Annotated in this window: 16 protein-coding genes; 10 read left to right on the forward strand and 6 right to left on the reverse strand. The window is 42.3% G+C overall.

Translation table 11 applies throughout. The features are described 5' to 3' along the window. Position 1 precedes the first annotated feature (1 nt). Together L884_RS0103060 and cysC are read left to right on the forward strand one after the other, a co-directional pair. On the forward strand, positions 2-1,726 hold the full coding sequence (locus L884_RS0103060; protein ID WP_028766110.1) for an SLC13 family permease: 1,725 nt from the start codon (positions 2-4) through the stop codon (positions 1,724-1,726). 105 nt (positions 1,727-1,831) lie between these two features. Continuing rightward, entirely contained in the window at positions 1,832-2,449 is a 618-nt protein-coding gene (gene cysC, locus L884_RS0103065) for an adenylyl-sulfate kinase (RefSeq protein ID WP_028766111.1), read from the forward strand. 48 nt (positions 2,450-2,497) lie between these two features. On the opposite strand, the gene L884_RS0103070 is transcribed toward cysC, so the two are convergent. Then, positions 2,498-3,346, reverse strand: coding sequence for a TIGR03899 family protein (locus L884_RS0103070; protein WP_028766112.1), 849 nt, complete (start codon positions 3,344-3,346; stop codon positions 2,498-2,500). Between the two features lie 126 nt (positions 3,347-3,472). Beyond that, entirely contained in the window at positions 3,473-4,654 is a 1,182-nt protein-coding gene (locus L884_RS0103075; protein WP_028766113.1) for an MFS transporter, read from the reverse strand. Positions 4,655-5,106: 452 nt separating this feature from the next. On the opposite strand from L884_RS0103075, the gene L884_RS0103080 reads away from it, so the two are divergent. From L884_RS0103080 to L884_RS0103105, 6 genes are all read left to right on the forward strand, one after another. Continuing rightward, complete coding sequence (locus tag L884_RS0103080; RefSeq protein ID WP_028766114.1) at positions 5,107-6,516, forward strand: porin family protein; 1,410 nt, start codon at positions 5,107-5,109, stop codon at positions 6,514-6,516. Positions 6,517-6,544: 28 nt separating this feature from the next. Then, positions 6,545-7,693, forward strand: a complete 1,149-nt coding sequence (locus tag L884_RS0103085; RefSeq protein ID WP_028766115.1) for an imelysin family protein — start codon at positions 6,545-6,547, stop codon at positions 7,691-7,693. A 128-nt stretch (positions 7,694-7,821) separates the two neighbouring features. After that, positions 7,822-9,486, forward strand: coding sequence for a di-heme oxidoredictase family protein (locus tag L884_RS0103090; RefSeq protein ID WP_084221384.1), 1,665 nt, complete (start codon positions 7,822-7,824; stop codon positions 9,484-9,486). A gap of 217 nt (positions 9,487-9,703) precedes the next feature. Continuing rightward, a complete protein-coding gene (hemG, locus tag L884_RS0103095) occupies positions 9,704-10,231 on the forward strand; it encodes a menaquinone-dependent protoporphyrinogen IX dehydrogenase (protein WP_028766117.1) in 528 nt (175 codons plus the stop codon). Between the two features lie 19 nt (positions 10,232-10,250). Further along, complete coding sequence (locus tag L884_RS0103100) at positions 10,251-10,781, forward strand: cytochrome b/b6 domain-containing protein (RefSeq protein ID WP_037410277.1); 531 nt, start codon at positions 10,251-10,253, stop codon at positions 10,779-10,781. A gap of 91 nt (positions 10,782-10,872) precedes the next feature. Continuing rightward, entirely contained in the window at positions 10,873-11,934 is a 1,062-nt protein-coding gene (locus L884_RS0103105) for a glycosyltransferase (protein WP_028766119.1), read from the forward strand. Positions 11,935-12,031: 97 nt separating this feature from the next. Here the strand turns inward: L884_RS0103105 and L884_RS0103110 are convergent, their stop codons facing one another. From L884_RS0103110 to L884_RS0103130, 4 genes are all read right to left on the reverse strand, one after another. Beyond that, complete coding sequence (locus tag L884_RS0103110; protein ID WP_028766120.1) at positions 12,032-12,688, reverse strand: thiol:disulfide interchange protein DsbA/DsbL; 657 nt, start codon at positions 12,686-12,688, stop codon at positions 12,032-12,034. Between the two features lie 359 nt (positions 12,689-13,047). After that, positions 13,048-14,433 (reverse strand): DUF4397 domain-containing protein, encoded by a 1,386-nt coding sequence (locus L884_RS0103120; protein WP_037410279.1) that lies wholly within the window; start codon positions 14,431-14,433, stop codon positions 13,048-13,050. A 221-nt stretch (positions 14,434-14,654) separates the two neighbouring features. Continuing rightward, positions 14,655-15,920, reverse strand: coding sequence for a lipid II flippase MurJ (locus L884_RS0103125; protein WP_028766122.1), 1,266 nt, complete (start codon positions 15,918-15,920; stop codon positions 14,655-14,657). Between the two features lie 324 nt (positions 15,921-16,244). Then, complete coding sequence (locus L884_RS0103130) at positions 16,245-16,940, reverse strand: 2OG-Fe(II) oxygenase family protein (RefSeq protein ID WP_051435511.1); 696 nt, start codon at positions 16,938-16,940, stop codon at positions 16,245-16,247. 511 nt (positions 16,941-17,451) lie between these two features. Between L884_RS0103130 and L884_RS0103135 the strand changes: the two genes are divergently transcribed. Both L884_RS0103135 and L884_RS0103140 read left to right on the forward strand, forming a co-directional pair. Next, a complete protein-coding gene (locus L884_RS0103135; RefSeq protein ID WP_028766124.1) occupies positions 17,452-18,327 on the forward strand; it encodes a pirin family protein in 876 nt (291 codons plus the stop codon). A 128-nt stretch (positions 18,328-18,455) separates the two neighbouring features. After that, complete coding sequence (locus tag L884_RS0103140) at positions 18,456-19,043, forward strand: hypothetical protein (RefSeq protein WP_028766125.1); 588 nt, start codon at positions 18,456-18,458, stop codon at positions 19,041-19,043. The last annotated feature ends 15 nt before the right edge of the window (positions 19,044-19,058 follow it).

The following is a 19,058-nucleotide window of genomic DNA, read 5'->3' on the forward strand; positions in this document are numbered from 1 at the left end:
CATGACTGATTTGTGGGTGTTATCGTGCATATTATTTGCCTTAGTCGCCGCCTTAATGGCGGGGCTATGGACACCTGCTGCATTGTTTTTTGTCGCTTCGTTAACGACTTATTTGCTTGGCATGGTAGAACTTGAAACGGCACTTGCAAGCTTTACCAATGCCAGTTTAGTCACCTTAGTGTTGTTGATCATGTCGACAGGTGCATTAGAGAAAACATCTTTATTAGGCAAGTTGAGTCAAATGGTTGGGCGTGGCTCACTAGCCTCAACCATGGCGAAACTAGGACTTTCAACAGCGTTATTATCTTCTTTTACCAATAACACAGCCGTTGTTGCGTCTTTAATCGGTGTGGTCAGAAGAAACCAAGCTCATGCGCCGGCTAAGTTACTGTTGCCACTTTCTTATGCGGCGATTTTAGGTGGCACACTCACCTTAATTGGTACCTCAACTAATCTAATTGTTAACTCTTTTGTTGAAAATGCCGGACTGGTGCCGCTGGGCTTCTTTGAGTTTTCAATGATAGGTGTTGTCATAGTGGCCTCTGGCGTTGGCTTATTAGTGTTATTAGCTAACTGGTTGCCTGACAGACGTGAAGAGAGTAGTGATGAAACTTTGCCTTATCTACTCGAGGCGCGTGTCGCCAAAGAATCATTATTAATTGGTCACAGTGTGCAAGATAACCGCTTACGCGCACTGAAGAAATTATACCTTGTAGAGCTTGAGCGTAGCGGTATTCGCATTTGTCCCGTGCCACCACATTTGGTGCTGCAGAGTGAAGACGTTTTGCGCTTTAGTGGTGCAGTAGAGTCAGTTGAATTGTTACATCAATTTGATGGTTTAGAGTGGTTTGGTAAACAGCAAGCCAAAGGCCAGAATTTGATTGAAGCTGTGTTAGCACCAAGCTCTAGTTTAGTGGGCCGATCGTTAAAACAGTCGACTTTTAGAGAAAAATTTGACGGTGCGGTATTGGCTATTAGACGAGGGAATCATCCGTTAAAAGGCGGCTTAGGTGATATTGAGCTGCAAGCTGGCGATGTATTACTGATCACACCCGGTGACAGCTTTAGTCGTAATACGAAATTAGCCTCAGAATTTGCAGCGGTGAGTGGTTTAGATTTAAGTGTTAGGCTCGATCATCGCCGTAGCCAATTTGTGCTTGGTGGCTTTTTGCTTACTATTTTAGCTAGCCTAACAGGTGCAATCCCTTTAGTTAAAGGGCTGATTTTACTGTTAATGAGCTATATCGCAATTGGTGCGGTGAGTATTTCTGAGCTTAAGCGACGCTTTCCGTTTGAGCTGGTGGTGATTGTCGGCAGTGCATTGAGTTTAGCCAATTTGATGCTATCAACAGGTCTTGCTGATGATATTGCTAATTTTATTCTTGGCTCAATAAATGGTTACGGCGTGTTTGCTGCTTTTGTCGCTGTCTATCTAATGACGTTATTACTGACAGAATTGATTACCAATAATGCCGCTGCGGCACTGTCGTTCCCTGTTGCTTATGCCATTGCCATGAGTTACGGCGTCGATACCAGACCCTTTATTTTAGCGGTTGTTTTTGGTGCAAGCGCGAGCTTTATATCGCCTTACGGTTATCAAACTAACTTGATGGTATATAACGCGGGTAATTACCGATTCAGTGACTTTGTCAGAGTTGGTCTGCCTTTGTCACTACTTTATTCCGCCATCGTATTGTTATTGGTTCCAGTATTTTTTCCTTTTTAGTGAACGCGAAGCTGGGTTGAACATGCAAGAGATGTAGGTCTTTTTGATATTCAACTTAGCAAACTTTATAGCTTGTATTTATAGAGAAGATTTTTGGGAGTTTTTATGTCTGATATTGTTTGGCACCAACATAGTATCGATCAGCAATCGCGTGCAGAGCAAAAAGGGCAAAACCCTATTTTGTTATGGTTTACCGGACTTTCAGGTTCAGGTAAGTCAACTTTAGCTGGGGCATTAGAGCGTGCGCTATTTGATGCGGGATTTCATACCTATCTACTTGATGGTGATAATGTTCGTCATGGTTTATGCAAAGATCTTGGCTTTAGTAGTGAAGATCGTGATGAGAATCTGCGTCGTGTTGGGGAAGTGGCGAAACTAATGGTCGATGCAGGCCTAGTTGTACTGTCTGCATTTATCTCTCCTACCCGAGAAGAGCGTGAGCGCGTTAGAGCATTATTTGAAGCTGGCCAGTTTATTGAAGTGCATGTTTCTACACCAATAGAAGTATGTGAAGCGCGCGATCCAAAAGGCTTATACAGTAAGGCCCGTGCTGGTGAAATTAAAGATTTTACTGGGATCTCCGCTCCTTACGAAGTGCCTACAGCTGCAGAACTTACTATAGATACCAGTAAAGGCGATTTAGCTAATCAGGTACGAGCGCTACTTGACTACTTAGCCGCGATACAAGTGATAGATTCAGAGAAATTAAAGGCAGTAGTTTAAGAATTAGGGCTGCATCTACGCAGCCCTTTTTATGCGCATTGAGCGAAGTTAATCAATTTTAAAGTCGTGTGAGAATAGCGCCTTCATCGCTTTGAGATAGTTTTTGTCGGTACTGAAATGGATCAGTTGCGCCAGTTCATCGCCTATTGGCGTAAAGCGGTAATAGCTAAAAAATAGTTGACCACTTTTAGGAGTTAACTTGAGTTTGGCGTCACCGACCATAAAGTTGATCGGTGTTTTGCTGCTTAAGAGCCCTGTTTCTAGTTCGCTGCGGTGCAGTAAGCCGGCGTCTACTAAGGTCAATATATTTGAATATGGTAGGCCAAACTGCGATAGACCAATATTTGTTGAAGTGGCTTTTTTAAATAGTTGCCCAAAGCCCCCCGCATGCTTAAAGCCAATAATCAGTTTTAGTCGCGTTTCATTATTAACCAATACTGACATACTTAAAGCTTTTTCGAAGACTTGTGCCTCTTTATGGGTGAGCTGTTTAAGGGTACTTAATGTACGTAGGCTAAAGTGACCTGGGGTAGTAATTTCATGCGCTAAAATACGTCCCCATAACTCCTGCATTTTGCGGTTATGGATCTGCTCTGCTAACTGAAAAAATTGATGTGCCCAATCGGGATCGAGATCTACGCCTGTGACATCTGACGGGGTGTGGCTGATAGCTATTTTGTAGATGGTTTCAAGGTTTTCTTGATACTGACACGCTTGTTTTTGCGCCCTAAAAGCAGCCCGTTCAGCAATAGATGCACTGCTGGCACGGTAGTCATGCTCGCTGGCTAAGCCGAGCATTTTGCCAAGTAGTAATGCCTTTTTACGAGCAGAAGCATCGGTGGCTTTATTATCTTTTGATGTATGCGTTGCTGCGCAGTCTATTGCTGTTTCAACCATGGTTCTACTCACCATTATCAATTATTGTCATTGCGCCTCAGCTAACTAAAGAGTTACTCATTACGGCGTATTTATACTGATTGGTATTAAAGCTTATCGACCTTATCCACTTATTCTTAATAGTCGTTAACTCGTTGTATTGCTGGTCACTTTACCAAAGTAAGCAACCTCAATGCCTTGTTCCGGATGGCGTGGCACATTTAACGCCAAAATCAGTGAACAACACGCAAAACCAGCACCGATATAAAATACCCATTGTGGTGATGTTAGCCATAAGAAACCGAGTAATGCTGGGATCACAACTGCTGCTATGTGGTTAATGGTAAAGCTCACCGACATCGTGGCTGCAATATCTTTCGGGTCGGCTATTTTCTGAAAATAGGTTTTCATAGCAATAGCCATAGCAAACAATAGATGATCAATAACATATAGTGCCGCGGCTAATTGGGCTTGTTCGACTAGGGCGTAACTGACAAATACCGCAATAAGGCCAACATATTCAATAGTTAATGCATTACGTTCACCAATACGACCAATAAAACGACCAATAGTCGGTGCAAATAGCAAGTTCACTACATAGTTGATGAGAAAGAGTGAGGTGATTTGGGTGATGCTGTAACCAAACTTTTCAACCATCATAAAGCCGGCAAATACCATAAAGATTTGTCGTCTTGCCCCTGAGAAGAAAGTCAGTAAATAGTAGAGCCAATAGCGCTTTCTGAGGATAATTTTTTTGTGCTGCATCTCGCCTTGGTTAAAGTTAGGGAAGTAATAACTTATGCTCAGTACCATCAATAAGCCGAGAGTGCCGATAATGGCATACATCCACTGATAATCGAGTTTTAGCCAGCTCATAATGAGCCAAATACTGGCATATCCACCGAGCGCAGCCGCACTGCGCCAAGCTAATGCTTTACCCATAAATGCAGCTGTGTCTTTTTTTTCAACCCATTGTAGGGTGAGAGATTGATTCACCGTTTCAAAATAATGGAAGCCGACAGACATTAACACTGTGGTGATATAAAGGCCCAATACCTGCGGAAAAAAACCAGTAATCGCCACACCGATACATAATATTGCCAGCGACAATAACGCGAAGGCTTGCTCGCGGATCAGCAGTAAAACAAAAATGGCTGTAAAAGCTAAGAACCCCGGAACTTCACGTAGGCTTTGTAAAATACCAATTTCAGCGCCAGTAAACTGTGCGCGTTCAATGACAAAGTTGTTGAGCAATGCCTGCCAAACAGCGAACACCAAAGACATGATAAACGTCATCCATAACAAGAGTTTTTGTGGTTCGTTTCTCATTGGGTTCCCCATCAGCTACAGCCAAAATTTATCGACAGTAGTGGTTAATTTTACAGATTTCGGCGAGCAGGCAGTATACATGAGTCTGCTGTGATTATTAGATAAGACACTTATTAAACAGAATATTGTTGCTGTAAGAATGAGTTTGTTTGCATCTTAGCCGAGTTTAGTTACTCGCTTGACACTACCCTCTACTTCATAATTTTGGCTTGTCAGCCAGTCTTACTTACCTATTTCGCTGCTGATACTTAAGTTGAACGTTAGTGCTAAATGTAAGTTATATGTAAATGGTAATGTAAATTATTCTCATTAAGTGTAGTTTGTCTGCGAATTTAGGGGGAGCTGTTTAAGTTGTTGGTAAAGTAAAGAGAGCGCCTGAAAGTAGATATTTTGCTTTATTCTCAGAACTTTATTAGTTGGCTTGCAGCGCAGAATCAAAATGAGAGACGTTTATGAAGTCCATTTCAAAGCATGCCAAGCTGAACATGCTAGCGTTAGCTATTGCCTGCGCGTTTAGTAACAGTGCGGTATCAGCAAGCGATCCTGAAGCATTAGCAGCCGCGATAGCTAAGCAGGAAGCAGAACTCACCGCTTTAAAAGCGCAATTACAACAGTTAGCACAGCAGCAAGAGCAACAAGCTTTAGCTGCAAGCCAAGCGGAGCAAGCCGCTGTAAATGAGCTGAAGTCGTTTAAAGAGAGTCAAACTAGTCCTTGGGATAAGTTTTCATTTAAGTCCTATGGCAGCGTGATTTATACCAGTGATGAATATTTTGACAATGTTCAAGACACCAGTCCAGAACGTCGTAGTCGTTTTGATCTAGAGCGGATTGTGACTGAGTTTGGTTATCAGTTTAACGACCAGTGGGACATGGAAGTTGAAATTGAATATGAGCATGGCGGTACAGGTACATCGTTAGAATATGATGGTTTTGATGAGTTTGGTGAGTTTGAAGCAGAAGTAGAAGCGGGCGGCGAGGTGATGATTGAAAAAGCCGAGATCCGTTATCGTCCAAGCGATGCTTTTGGGGTTAAATTCGGTAATATTCATTTGCCAGTTGGCTTAAGTAGTACTCTGCATAAACCTAGTCAATACCTTACGGTGCAACGCCATAAGAGTGAAGCGGCAATGTTACCCGCTGTATGGAATGAAAATGGTATTGGGATCTTTGGTGAGCTTGCCAACTTCAACTATCAAGCCCAAGTTGTGAGTGGCCTAAACTCTGAATATTTCCGCAGTTATGACTGGGTCGCATCTGGTCACCAAAAACGCTTCGAGCATGTTAATGCCGATGATCTCGCCTATGTGGTACGCCTTGACTATGGCAACTTTAAAACTGGCAGCGCAATTGGTGCTTCTTATTATTACGGAAATACCAGTGGTAATCGCCATAAAACCAATAAATTAAGCGCAGATGGCACGGTTGAAATCTTGTCGATTGCCGGCGCCTTTGTTGAAGGACCATGGATCTTACGTGGTCAATATCTTTACGGCACCTTAAGTGATAGCGATGCCATTACTCAGGCAAATAAAACAACGCCAGGGCTTAAACCCGGTAACTTCGCACAAGTGGGCTCTAAATCAGAGGCTTTCTTTGTTGAGGCTGGTGTGGATTTAGGCCAGTTCACCGCTATTCCTGTAACGGTTTTTGCCAATATCGATTACTCCAACCCATTAAAAGAAGTGGAAACCGGTGTAGCGACCAAGCGATACGAAAACACTTGGATTAGTGGCGGTATTAACTATTTCCCTATCCCTGAAATTGTCATTAAAGCAGAAGCGGGAGTGCATCAAGTTGCTGTTTCGGCAATTCCTGACACTCACTTTTTCGCTTTAGGCGTTGGTTACCAATTTTCACTTTAAACAAAGATATAAATAAATGGAGTTTTTTATGAAACACTTTACTCATTCTGCGCTTGCTATTGCTCTTATTACTGCACTTTCAGCTTGTGGAGGCTCGGGCTCTGACAATACGCCTACCGTAGAGCCTGAAACAGGCTTTAATTTTGATGCGAACGAAATGATCACTAACCTGACCGATGATGTGATTGTTGCTGGTTATTCAAATCTTGCTGCGACCGGTGAAGCCATGTTGCAAGCGACTCAAACTTTAGTTAATACACCAACTCAAGCTAACTTATTAGCAGCCCAGCAAGCTTGGAAAGCGGCGCGCCAACCTTGGGAGCAAGGTGAGTCGCATATTTTTGGTCCGGTAGATTCACTGGATATTGATCCGCATCTTGATAGCTGGCCACTAAATACGACTGACTTAACCACAGTGCTTGCCAATAACAGTGGTTTTGACGCTGAAACGATTAAAGGTTGGAATGATGATGTACAGGGATTCCATACTATGGAGTACCTATTATTTGGCGATGGCGTAGCTGATAACACTAAAGATATTTCAGAGCTCACGGCAAGCGAACGTGACTACTTAATGGGGCTAGCCGAGGTATTTCGTGATTACACCAAAGAGCTCGATGACGCTTGGCTAGTAAGTCATGATGGTCAAAATGGTAAAGCCTATGGCGAGCTATTAAAAAATTCCGGTACTGACGATAACACTTTTTACAGTTCGCAAGTTGGTGTGATCGAAGAGCTTGTTAACGGCATGATTGGTATCGTTGATGAGGTAGGTAACGGCAAAATTGCAGATCCGTTTGGAGACACTATTGATAAAGCGGATACCTCAAAAGTTGAGTCGCAATACTCGTGGAACTCGTTAACGGACTTTAGCGATAACATTATTGGGGTGCGTAATATCTATCTTGGTGAGTTTGAGGGCAATGCTGATAAGCAAGGAATTATCGACTTTGTTAATGCTGCAAACCCTGAACTTGCGACCCGCGTAAAAGCAGAAATTGATGATGCTATTAGCAAAATCCAAGCGATTGAGGGCGACAATGATATGCCATTCCGTCAAGCGATTAGCGATACCGATGGCCGAGTACGTATTCAAACGGCGGTTGATTCTCTGTCGACATTACAGACAAGTTTAGAGTCAGATGTATTACCACTATTAAAAGATTGGAACATCTAACGACCAATAATTAAGGAGGTCAAATGGACCTCCTTTTTTCTCATTTAATAACCTTATCTATCAAAGGGTTAAAGTTTACAAAGTTAAGTGAGACACGGTTTATTTTGAAATAGTGTGTGGAACAACATATGGCAATTAAACTCAATAACAGATCAAAATTAGAACGGCCGACTATCAATTTAAAGCAAAGTCTAGTTCATACACTCGTTATTATTGGGATCACAAGCTTGAGTGCATGTGGTGGCAGTGGTGATGATGAAACGGTAAAGCCTGAAGAGAAAGTTTACCCAGCTTATACTGATATAAAAGCCAGTGGCGGTGATACCACAACCTTTGATGCGTCCGAATCTGGCCATGGTTTCTCTACCCCTGCACCAAACTTAAATGCCGAGGAACTCAGCTTGCATTTAGATGGTGATTTAAGCTTTGAAACTGCCTTTACTACGGCGCCTAACTCTGCCCATCCAGATCTCGACGGCTTAGGTCCTGTTTTTAATAATGCGGATTGTAACTCTTGCCATCAGCGAGATGGACGCAACTCAACGCCGCAGGTTCCTAATGGGCAAACTCGCGTAAAGTTAGGCTCTGACGCGGGCATATTTTTACGTATTAGTTTGGCGGCAGATGAGCCTTGTACACAAGGTTCGCTAGCTAATGATTACTGTGCACCAATCCCTGTACCTGATTTTGGTGGTCAGCTGTTTCATCGTGGAGTATTGCAAGCACGTGATGACTGGCAGCAAAACCCATTTATTGGTCAGGCCGATGTCTATCTTTCTTATGAAACTAAGGTCATCAATTACAACGATGGCGCGAGTGTTACCTTAAAGAAGCCGGTATTTGAGGTAGAAAACCCCTACGATGCACCAGGAGAAACTAAAAGTAGTAGTAACGTCACCTCAAATTTACTGCAAGATAATGTACTTATGGGGCTTCGTAATGGTATGCCCGTATTTGGCTTAGGTTTACTTGAGGCGATTCCTGAGGCGGATATTGTTGCCAACGTGGATGAGAATGATGCCAATAAAGATGGCATTTCAGGTAGAGCAAACTATGTTTTTGATGCGGTAAAGGCACAAGCAGGTGAGGATTATCCTGTGTCGCTTGGTCGCTTTGGCTGGAAAGCCAATACGCCAAGTGTCAGGGTTCAATCTCTTGGGGCATTGCGAGGCGATATTGGTATCACCAACCCATTATTTCCAGAGGAAAGTATCGCGGGTACTGCGTTACATGACGCTTACTTGAGCCGTACAGGCTTTGTTGATACAGGCTCTGGTGTCGACGGTGAGCCAGAAGCAGATGCCGCATTTAGTGATTCAGTGGTGTTTTATGTTGAAACGCTAGCGGTGCCCGCAAGGCGCAATATTGATGATCCTAACGTACGTGAAGGTGCGCGTTTATTTACCCAGCTAAATTGCACTGGCTGCCATACACCAAGCTTTGTGACTAAGGCTGAAGGGAGTATTGGCGGAGTTAGCATGAGTGATAGCCATAAACGCCAAACGATCTATCCATTTAGCGATATGTTGTTACACGATATGGGAGATGAGCTTGCTGATGGTAGACCTGACTTCTTAGCCAGTGGCAATGAATGGCGCACTCGACCACTTTGGGGCATAGGTTTAACCCAGACAGTAAACCCACAAGCAGGTTTCTTACATGATGGACGTGCGGCAACAATAGAGGAAGCGATTTTATGGCATGGGGGCGAAGCCGAGAAAAGCCAGCAAGATTTTATGGCATTAACTGCCGATGAACGCGCTCAAGTTATTGATTTTTTGATGTCACTGTAAGCAAAATATGAATAACTGATATAAGTTCGGTTAACCCAATAACAGCGGGACTACCTCTTTTGAGGAGTCCCGCTGTTATTTTTGTGAAGTAGATAAAGCTAATTTGGATTATTCCCCGCTACCTCGTGATCTGTTTCATGTAATCTTTTAACTAAATAACCTATGATTTATTTACTAAAGTTATTCGATTTAACCTCAATATTTACGGAGATGTCTGGTGAGCAAAATTGTGATTGTTTATTCAAGTGTACATGGCCAGACGCGCAAGATTAGTGCTTATTTAGAAGACCAATTGACTGCTGCGGGTAATAGTGTAACAGCGGTAAATATTGCAGATAAGGTCGATTTAGCGCAATTTGATAAAATCATTATCGGTGCCAGCATTCGCCATGGTAAACATAATCCCGCTGTTTATGACTTTATTGAAGCGAATCAAGCAATACTAGAGCAAAAGCCAAGTAGCTTTTTCTCTGTGAGCCTTGTAGCTCGCAAACCATTGAAAAATACTGCAGAAACCAATCCATACATGTTAGCTTTCCTTGAAAAGTCGGTGTGGAAACCTAAGCTGGCTGAGGTGTTTGGTGGTAACTTAAATTACCCAAGTTATGGGGTGATGGATAGAAACATCATTCGCTTTATTATGTGGATCACTAAAGGGCCGACAGCTGCCGATACCAATGTTGAATATACGGATTGGCAAAAAGTTGATGCCTATGCAGCAAACATTAACCAACTCACGGCTTAAACAGTAAAAGGCTGAATCTATGGCGCAATCTATGTTTAAACGCTTGGCGAGAAAATATATCGATTTGCAGCATGTTTTGATCATTCTCACCTCTGCATATCTTATTTTTACCAGTAGTTGGATCATGATTGGCCGTAGTTTACGGCTTAACGCTAGTATTTGGGATACAAGCCACGTTTATCTTGGCTTGGTCGGTGCGTTTCTGTCGATTAGCTTTCTTATTACCACTTGCTTAAAAGGTAAATGGCGCCAATATTTTCCTTGGCTTGTTGGTGATTTTTCGCAATTTAAGAGTGATTTAGTTGGATTAACTAAAGGCAAGTTACCTATTGCTGGTGGTCGGGGCTTATTTAGCATTACCGAAGGCATTGGCATGTTGCTGTTTGCCGCCGTAGGCGTAACCGGTTTATTGTGGTTTGCGACTCAAGGTACAAGCGCCGCATTGATGTGGCGAGGCTATCATATTGATGCTGCCCACGGTTTTATCGGTTTCATCGTACTGCACGCTATCTTTGCTTGTTTGCACTTACTTGATTTTATCCGTAACTAAGCAGCAATATTATTAATTAAAACAATCCTTTCAAATTGGCCGTAGTTTCTTTAACTTAGAAGACTGATTGGTATTAAGTTAAGGAGTTGCTTTGCGGCCAACAATAGTGCACCTAATCGATGATACTAAGCTTGGTGGCGTTAATTTAGCGCTAGAAAGCCTTGCGTCCTCTAAGTTGCAATACTTGTTTAGTTTTAAGCTTATCTACCGTCAATTCAATTTTTGCCTGTTCAAGCGCTATCATGCTGACGCAATTGTTGTACACGCTGCTGCGAGTTGGCGAAAACTGCCGGCTTTTTTAGCGTTAAAGCTTGCCAACATTGGCACACCTATTCTTTATCAAGAGCATCATTATAGCCGCGAGTTTGTGTGTCATTGTGTGCAGGTTCCTAGCCGTTTTGCGCTGATGCTAAAACTCACTTATGCCTTAATGAATAAGGTGCTGTTGGTGTCTCAATCTCAACGAGACTGGTTGCTTGAGCTAAATATTGTCGCAAAAAACAAATTGGCATTAGTTGGACAAGGGAAGGAATTGGGGGCTTTTGCATTGTTGCCCCATAAGCCCATAACTAAGCCGTTAAAACTATTGGCCTATGGCCGCCTAAGCCAGCAAAAGGGATTTGATCTCTTAGTAAAGGCTATGGCTAAATTGCCGCCAGAACAGGTTAAGCTATCTATTGCCGGTGAAGGCGAAGCTCGAGCTGAACTGGCAATGCTGGCAAAGGGGCTGAGTCATGTTGAATTTGTTGGTGAAGTGCAAGATGTCCCGCAGTTTTTAGCCAGTGGAGATCTGGTGATCATCCCGTCACGATGGGAGCCATTTGGCTTAACTTGCATTGAGGCTATTGCTGCTGGTAAAGCGGTTATTGCAGCCAATGTTGATGGTTTAGCAGATCAGTTATCAGCTTTAGCATCATCGCCTGCGTCGCAAGCGCCTACAGAGCAAAAAACTGAAACTCTTCATACTCAAGCTAGCGCATACATTTTGCTGGAAGAACTATCGGTTACTGGAATTGAAACAGCAATTAAGCAAGTGATTAATGGTGAATCATTGCAGGTTACAGCTGAGCAACGTCATGGTTGCTTACAAGTGTGGCATGCTGTTTTAAACCATTGGCAGAAGCTACTCAAGAGTGTAGTTACACCTAGCTAGTTTGAGTGATTGTGACAACAAAAAAGGCGCTAATAGCGCCTTTTTCGGGATAAACCACTTGGTAACTTGTGGTTTGCTAGCAAATGAAAATGTTAGTTTACTTATGCTCTAATGCTAGGTAGTTCATTAGGTCAATTAGCTCACCTAAAGTACGGATAGCACCCATGTTGATTTGGTATTTATCATTCACGATGAATGAAGGTACGCTTTGTACTCTAAATTCACGTTGCTGAGAGCGCCATAGTGCTAACTTAGCATCAGTCTCTTTGCTGTCTGCAATCTTGTCATATTGTGCTGAATCTACGCCAAACTTAGCGAATACGGCTTTGATGTCATCACGGCTTTTGATTGGCTCTTCATGTTTGTGGCCTGGTGCACTATGGTCATGCTTCTCGCCATTTTCACCTTGGATCACTTTAAACATAGCGTCAGTAATCGGCTTTTTGTTTTCCATTGTTTGAATAACTGCAAGCGAGCGCATGACTTCAGTATTGATTTCAGTGTTAGCAAAATCTACGTGCTTGGTGTCAAAGGCAATCTTTTTGTTTAAGTTAGCTTTGATGTCAGCCATGTACATTTTTTCCATATTGAAGCAGTTGCCACAATAGAAAGAATAAAATTCAGTTAGCTTAGGCTCAGTGCTTGGTGCTTTATTTGACACAACTGTGAAGTGCTTACCTTCAACAAATTGTGCGGCAAAGCTGCTCAATGGAGCAACGGCTAGTGTTAACGCTAAAGCAATATGTTTAATCAAACTTTTGTCCTCTAAGTGACGTCTAATAAGTAGTCAAGCGATAACGAATAATACAAATATTATTCATCCGTTACAGCAAATTACATTGTTGTTAAGAATAAAACCAATTGCTTAATTATGACTGAATTCGGTCGTTAATACATGCGCTAGAGTGTGACCTATCACGTGATTTTAAGCGGAAACAGCAGTTTTCATTTTAAATTTTGCCAAGCTTCACAATCTGACTTTAAAAATACCGCAACCGGGAACTTTTTAACGTTCAGGGTATTAAGCATTGCAACTTTTGCCAACATATAAAAATGCGACCGCTAGCCACAACGGTCGCAATACTTGCTGGGAAGGCCTAGTATTTGGATTGATTATTTCGCCATGACGAAATCATCTAAAAGAATGACGTCGAATGCGCCACTGGTTGTACTATCTACCGCTGCAACGCCATAAACACCACCATTTTTAAGAGAGATGGGTAATGGACCAATGGCCACGGTTTTTGTGTCAGCAACCGTTACACTCACCACATAGTCTCCAGCAGGTACACTTAAACTGCCTGAGCTCGCCCTAAACGGAACGTCAGTAAGCACTGGTGTGGCGTCTGATATATCACTTGTGGCAGTTAAATACACATCAACTTCAGGTGCTGAGTAAGCGGTATGAGAAACTGTGAGTTTGGCTTCGGTAGCCACGCTGCGAGGTTGTTCCATAATAACCCAAGGTTCAATCATGTTGTCAGTCAGCGAGCCGGTAGCAAATATTGAGTAACTTGCGCCAAGATCTAATTCAAACGGCGCTTTGTCGATGACGACAACGCTATTGTCCGCACTGGCTGCGACAGTTGCAGTGTGTTCACCCTCGGCGATGTTGACGTAACCCGCGATACCTTTAAACATTAAGTCGCTGATTGCGGCTGTGCTGCTAGCATCTAAGAACACGTCCACAACTGGCGCGTCTGCTACTGCATGGACGACACGAATATCACTGCCGCTGTTGATATCATTTAGCAGTAACTGTCCCTCAGGAAGTGCAACTAATAGCGCGACAGGTGAACTGCCTGTCCAAGTATTCGGAATGGCAGATATAAAATAATCACCCTCATCAGCCAGAGGCACAGTACCAGAGTCAAATACTACCGTTTTGCTTCCTGCAGCTGCGATGCGGATCTGATAATCAGCAGCCGGAACTTCGAGCTGCGGGCTCGCATCCATGTAGTTGGCTGACAATGTTGGTTCCATCATACTAATATCTGCACCAGGCTCTGTGACATACACATCAACCAAGCCGACGGCGGGTGAGGCGTGTAATACCTGAACACGGGCATAATTATCGGCAATATCTTGCTCTGGGTTTTCAATCAGCTTCAACATTAGGGTGTTATCAGCGACACTACCAAGCGCTACAGCTGTATACTCCATGTCTTCTGCAGCATTTAAGTCAGTGCTAAGTACTGTGGTTGTGGTGCCATCTGCAAGTTGAGCGTCAACAGCAACTGCGTAGCTACCGGCGGTTACAGTCGCTAAGCCGCTAGACATGGCATAGTCAACATCATCGACAAAGCTGCCGCCATTGGCCAATACATTGACTAATGGAGCGTCACTACCAGCATGAATCACTCGTATTTCTGCTTCGGCGACCTCAACAGGTGGGACGCTGGTTTGGTTATTGTCGTCATCATCACTACACGCGGTTAGACCCAGCACTGATATGGCCGCAACAGTAAAGTATCGAGTTAATGGGGTTGTAAAAGTCATGTGGATTATTCCTTGATGTTTGATTTCGACAAACACTACGCAGCCAAAATTTTTTCAGATCAAAAAATAAACATATTTTTTACATTTTATAATTTAGCTAGATATCTTGGCTAAAATGGAAATGTTCAACGCCCACAAAGAGTGGGCGTTGAACTGCTAAAGAGAGGAGGTTTGTTGGCAGGCTTACACTATAGAATCAAAAAAGCTTGTAATCTTAATACTTAGCTCGGTTCTGCCCTGTGCTGTTTGATTAGTTTTCGCTCCAAAATACTAGAGGCGATAAACATGCTGACATAACCAAACCCAAGTGCAAGGATCACTGCAACGACATTGTCTGTATGTAGCCGTAAAATGTAAAACATGAGCACTAGGGTGACGACGCCAAGAATACGGATCAATAGGCTTTGCATAAATAAACCATGGGCTTTGATATACGCCACTTGGAATGCATTGAGCATCATAAAAATAAAAAATAGCGCGAAGTGCATCAAAATTGGTGCTGCTTGAGCGTAAGCTTCAGGAAAAACAAAACTGACGATATTTTTGCTAAAAAGTAGCAATATAATGAGCAGGCTTATACTTATTGCTAAACTGAGTTTTATAAACCAGCGGCGAATTAATACTACTTGTTGATGCTGTTCCCCACGAATACATTGCGCCAATTCAGGCAAAATATAGCGGTAAACCGGAAACACAAACAACATAGTAAAGTATGCCAACATCGGGCGCACAACCACCTGAAAGTCGCCCAATTCATCGATAGTAAAATAGCCAATAGTAAGTAATACCGTGATGTAGACCATTAAAATGCTTGCGCCAACTTCCAAAGATGACATTACGCTTTTTTTAACAAAATTACGCATATCAGTATCAAGTTGCACTGGGGCTAACGGAGTTGTAGCGATCTGTTTTCTGCGTTGAATAAACATAAAGGCGGCAACGCTAAAGTTAGATAAGATTAAACTGTAAAACAGCGATGCAAGAGGTGTTTGTTCAAAGGCGTAATAGCAAGTTAAAAACAGCAACACTTGCACTAAAGGTTCAAGCCAAGTGGTTTTATTGGCGATGTCATAAAGACGGTACATGCCGATCTGATTGGTAAAATAAACTTTAAAGCCCATTCCCAAAATCACGCCGACTAACTGAATGTACTCGACATCAATATTGAGTTGGTGCTTGATATAAGGCAGCACTAACCCCCAAGTAAATAACACCATAGTGATCAGTGAATAGCGGAAAATGTTGGTAATATCAGCATCATTCTTGGTTTGTGAAAAGCTGACCACCATAGAGGCGCGAAAACCACTTAACAAGATAAGTGACATTGAAATGATATCTACCACTGTATGGTATAGCGCCAAATCGCTTTTAGCGACCCATTGCGCCAGCCATATTTTGAATGCTAGCCCAAGTGAAACACTGGCAAGCGTAGCCCAGATAGCATTAATAAAGGCGTGTTTTACGCGGGCAAAAGCGGTATCCGTCATGGTGTCAAATCACTCATTGATGTAGCTGGTGGGACGCTAAATATTAATCATTCAAGCCTATAGTGCTAGCCTTGTTACTAAAAGGTGTGAAGTTGGCAGCTTATAGATAAAATCTATAATTGAGCGAAGCAAATACTTATATATGCAGTAATTTTATGATTTTAATCGTGCGCATACAAAAAGCTATGTGGATCGAAATGTTCAAACTATTGTGATATCCCCCTTTTGAATCTAACGTTTTGGTATTAGACGACCCGCAGTTCAAAAAAGGTTTATAGCGTTTTGCAAAAGCGCACTTATTATAAGTACGCTTTGCTTTTTTAATTAACGTGAACGAAACCAACCTGTTATAGATAAACGCTGCGAGGGGCAAAAGGGAGGTACATGGGTAACCGAATGAACATGTTTGACGTCAAATAATGTCATAGTGTTAAACTCTGGCGTCCATGCATCCCTTGGCGTACCATCGTCTTGGTAAAACTGCAGTAGCCCACCCCAGTCAGGATGCCATTTAGGCGTAAAGCCTAAGACAAAAGCTAAAATTCTACCTTCTTTTTCAACGACATCTCTATGTCTAGTCAGGAAACTGCCAGAGGTATACCGTGTCCCTTGTGCACTAGCTAATTTTATGTCCTTTCTATCTGAAATGTAGCGAATATTATCAAGTAGAGTATCTGAGTTTAGGTAATTTTTTATACTATTTAATAATGCAGGACTTGAAGGGCTAACCATGTGACGACCATACCAAAACCCTATTCCTTTTGATGCATCTTGATAAAGATTTTTAAATAAAGCTCGTTGGGCGCTGCTCGTCATTGCTCTGAGTTCATCATCTGTAGATACTAATGGCTGACCATTTTGGGTATAAGCATGAGAAAATTGCGTTTTATGCGTTAAGCAATGATTTATCTTATCGGCATCTTCTGGAAGCCAAACGTTTTGTATTTTTATTCTGTTATCTTTTTTATACTGATTTTTCAGTGCATCCCAGTCGAGAGTGGGTGAAAAGGATATTGTCAAAATTAACCTCCAACATATAAACAAATCTATATTTATACAAAATGTTAGGCATACATGATTCAGCAGTTTTACCTGCGTGGCTTATAGATTTTAATATATCAGATGCTGCGATTTTGTTAATTAATTTGTTGTGGTGATGTTTAAGCAACTTCGACTTTCGTCAAGTACTTGGGAAAAACTGAATGATCGTTACAGGCATAGTTCTAGCACTTAAAATTATTGGCGCGACGCTCAGGCCATACCAATGTGCAACAGTCATTTAAAATAAGACGCATCTTGATCTTTTATTGGTCGATTAATCAAGTTTTTAGAGGATCGCTGCTGTTTAGCAAGGCGTTATTATGGAGTGTTTCAAGTTACCTCTAGTTTCAGAGCTCATTATTGATAAGCGAATGACTTTATCTACCCTCAATAGTTCTACTTTTTAGAATGTAATTTGTACAATTTTGCGTTATTTATTCTAATTGTTCATTGTTAGGCTTGGGGTATGGTAATCAATAAGGCTTAAATCATGAAACTTCTTAGCCAACATCAAGCCCACAAAACAATGGACGGTGATGGGGTAAATATTCGCCGAGTCGCCGATTTCAATAAACTGGGTTTTGACCCTTTCTTAATGATTGACGAGATCAAATCAGATGATAAGTCTGACTTTATCGGTGGCTTTCCACCGCATCCCCATCGTGGGATTGAGACTTTCACCTATATTTTAAAAGGTGGTTTTGAACATAGAGATCAGTTAGGCAATGTGAAGGCAATTCGTGCCGGTGATGTACAGTGGATGAGTACCGGTAGCGGGGTGGTTCATTCAGAGATGCCTTTGGCCGATACAGATGCAGGCCTACATGGTTTTCAAATCTGGTTGAATATGCCTGCAAAAGACAAAATGCGCCCAGCGCGATACCAAGATTCAGGTGAGCTTGTTTTGCCAGAGGCGGTTGACTCAGGTGTTTACTTTAAAGCGTTAGCTGGTCGTTGGCAGTTTGCTAATCAGGACTTAGTATCACCTTTAGCGCAGCTTGCTGGCCGTGCCAGAATTGCCGATGTGACATTGTTGGAAAATGCCAAGTTAACACTTAATCTTGGCGAGAGTAGCGATGAACGTCAGTTTGTGGGTGTCTATATTTATAGCGGTAGCTTAAAACAATACCTTGGCTTTGACAGCCAATATGAAAGCTACCAAGCAGGGCAACTATTGGTGTTAGATAGTCAGGCACTGTTACAGTTGGATGCTGAGGAACAAGGTGCTGGTTTACTCCTGTTATCTGGTCAAGCAATTAATGAATCTGTGGTACATATGGGACCATTTGTGATGAATACCCAAGCGGAGATCCGCCAAGCTGTAGAAGATTATCAAATGGGACGTTTTGGCCAAATTAGCGATTGATAATCGCAAGCGGTAGTGCATAAATGCGAGCGAGTATGCTCGCATTTTTTTAATCATACTATCCAATTGATACAAGGTATAAAATTCAACTGTTACTTAGATTACGAATTACACTACTGGGGAAATCAATGGCACTGCGCTTTAATATGTTTTTGTTGCCGAATGAACACATTCGATTTTTAAAAGCTAATCCATATGCAGTGGATGCCTATCTGCAGGGGAAAGCCCCCGAACTCGCTCATATAAATCAAACATTATTGGCCAAAGTTATAGCAATATTAAAGGGCGGTATTGAGCAAGCTATCCCTAAAGACTGGCCGTCAGCAAGTATCGTTATGATTGGCCCTGAGGTAGACCACCGTAATGTCGAGCAGCATCATTATATTCTCAATAATACAGAGGCGCGGGTTAAAGGGGCGGGTAGTGTGTTTCAAACTTGGCTCGATATTAACGATCACGACGCAATCAAAATGGATGCTAACAATGAGTCATTCGCTTTTGAAGCCCAGTCATTACCAGCGTTACAACGACTGCTGGCAGATTTAAATGAGCAAACGCTACGGCAGAGGTTTGATGCTTGGTTATTTATCCATAACCCAGATTACCAAGTGCAAGAAACCGAGTACCAACAGCTGTGGCTAGGTTATCAGCGATTTAAAACCAATATTACCCAAGCAGTTGAGCGAGGCTTAGGCTTGATGTGGGTGACACAGTGAGTCAATTAAAAATAA

The organism is Shewanella fidelis ATCC BAA-318, assembly GCF_000518605.1.
In the GTDB taxonomy this organism is placed as follows: Bacteria; Pseudomonadota; Gammaproteobacteria; order Enterobacterales; family Shewanellaceae; genus Shewanella; species Shewanella fidelis.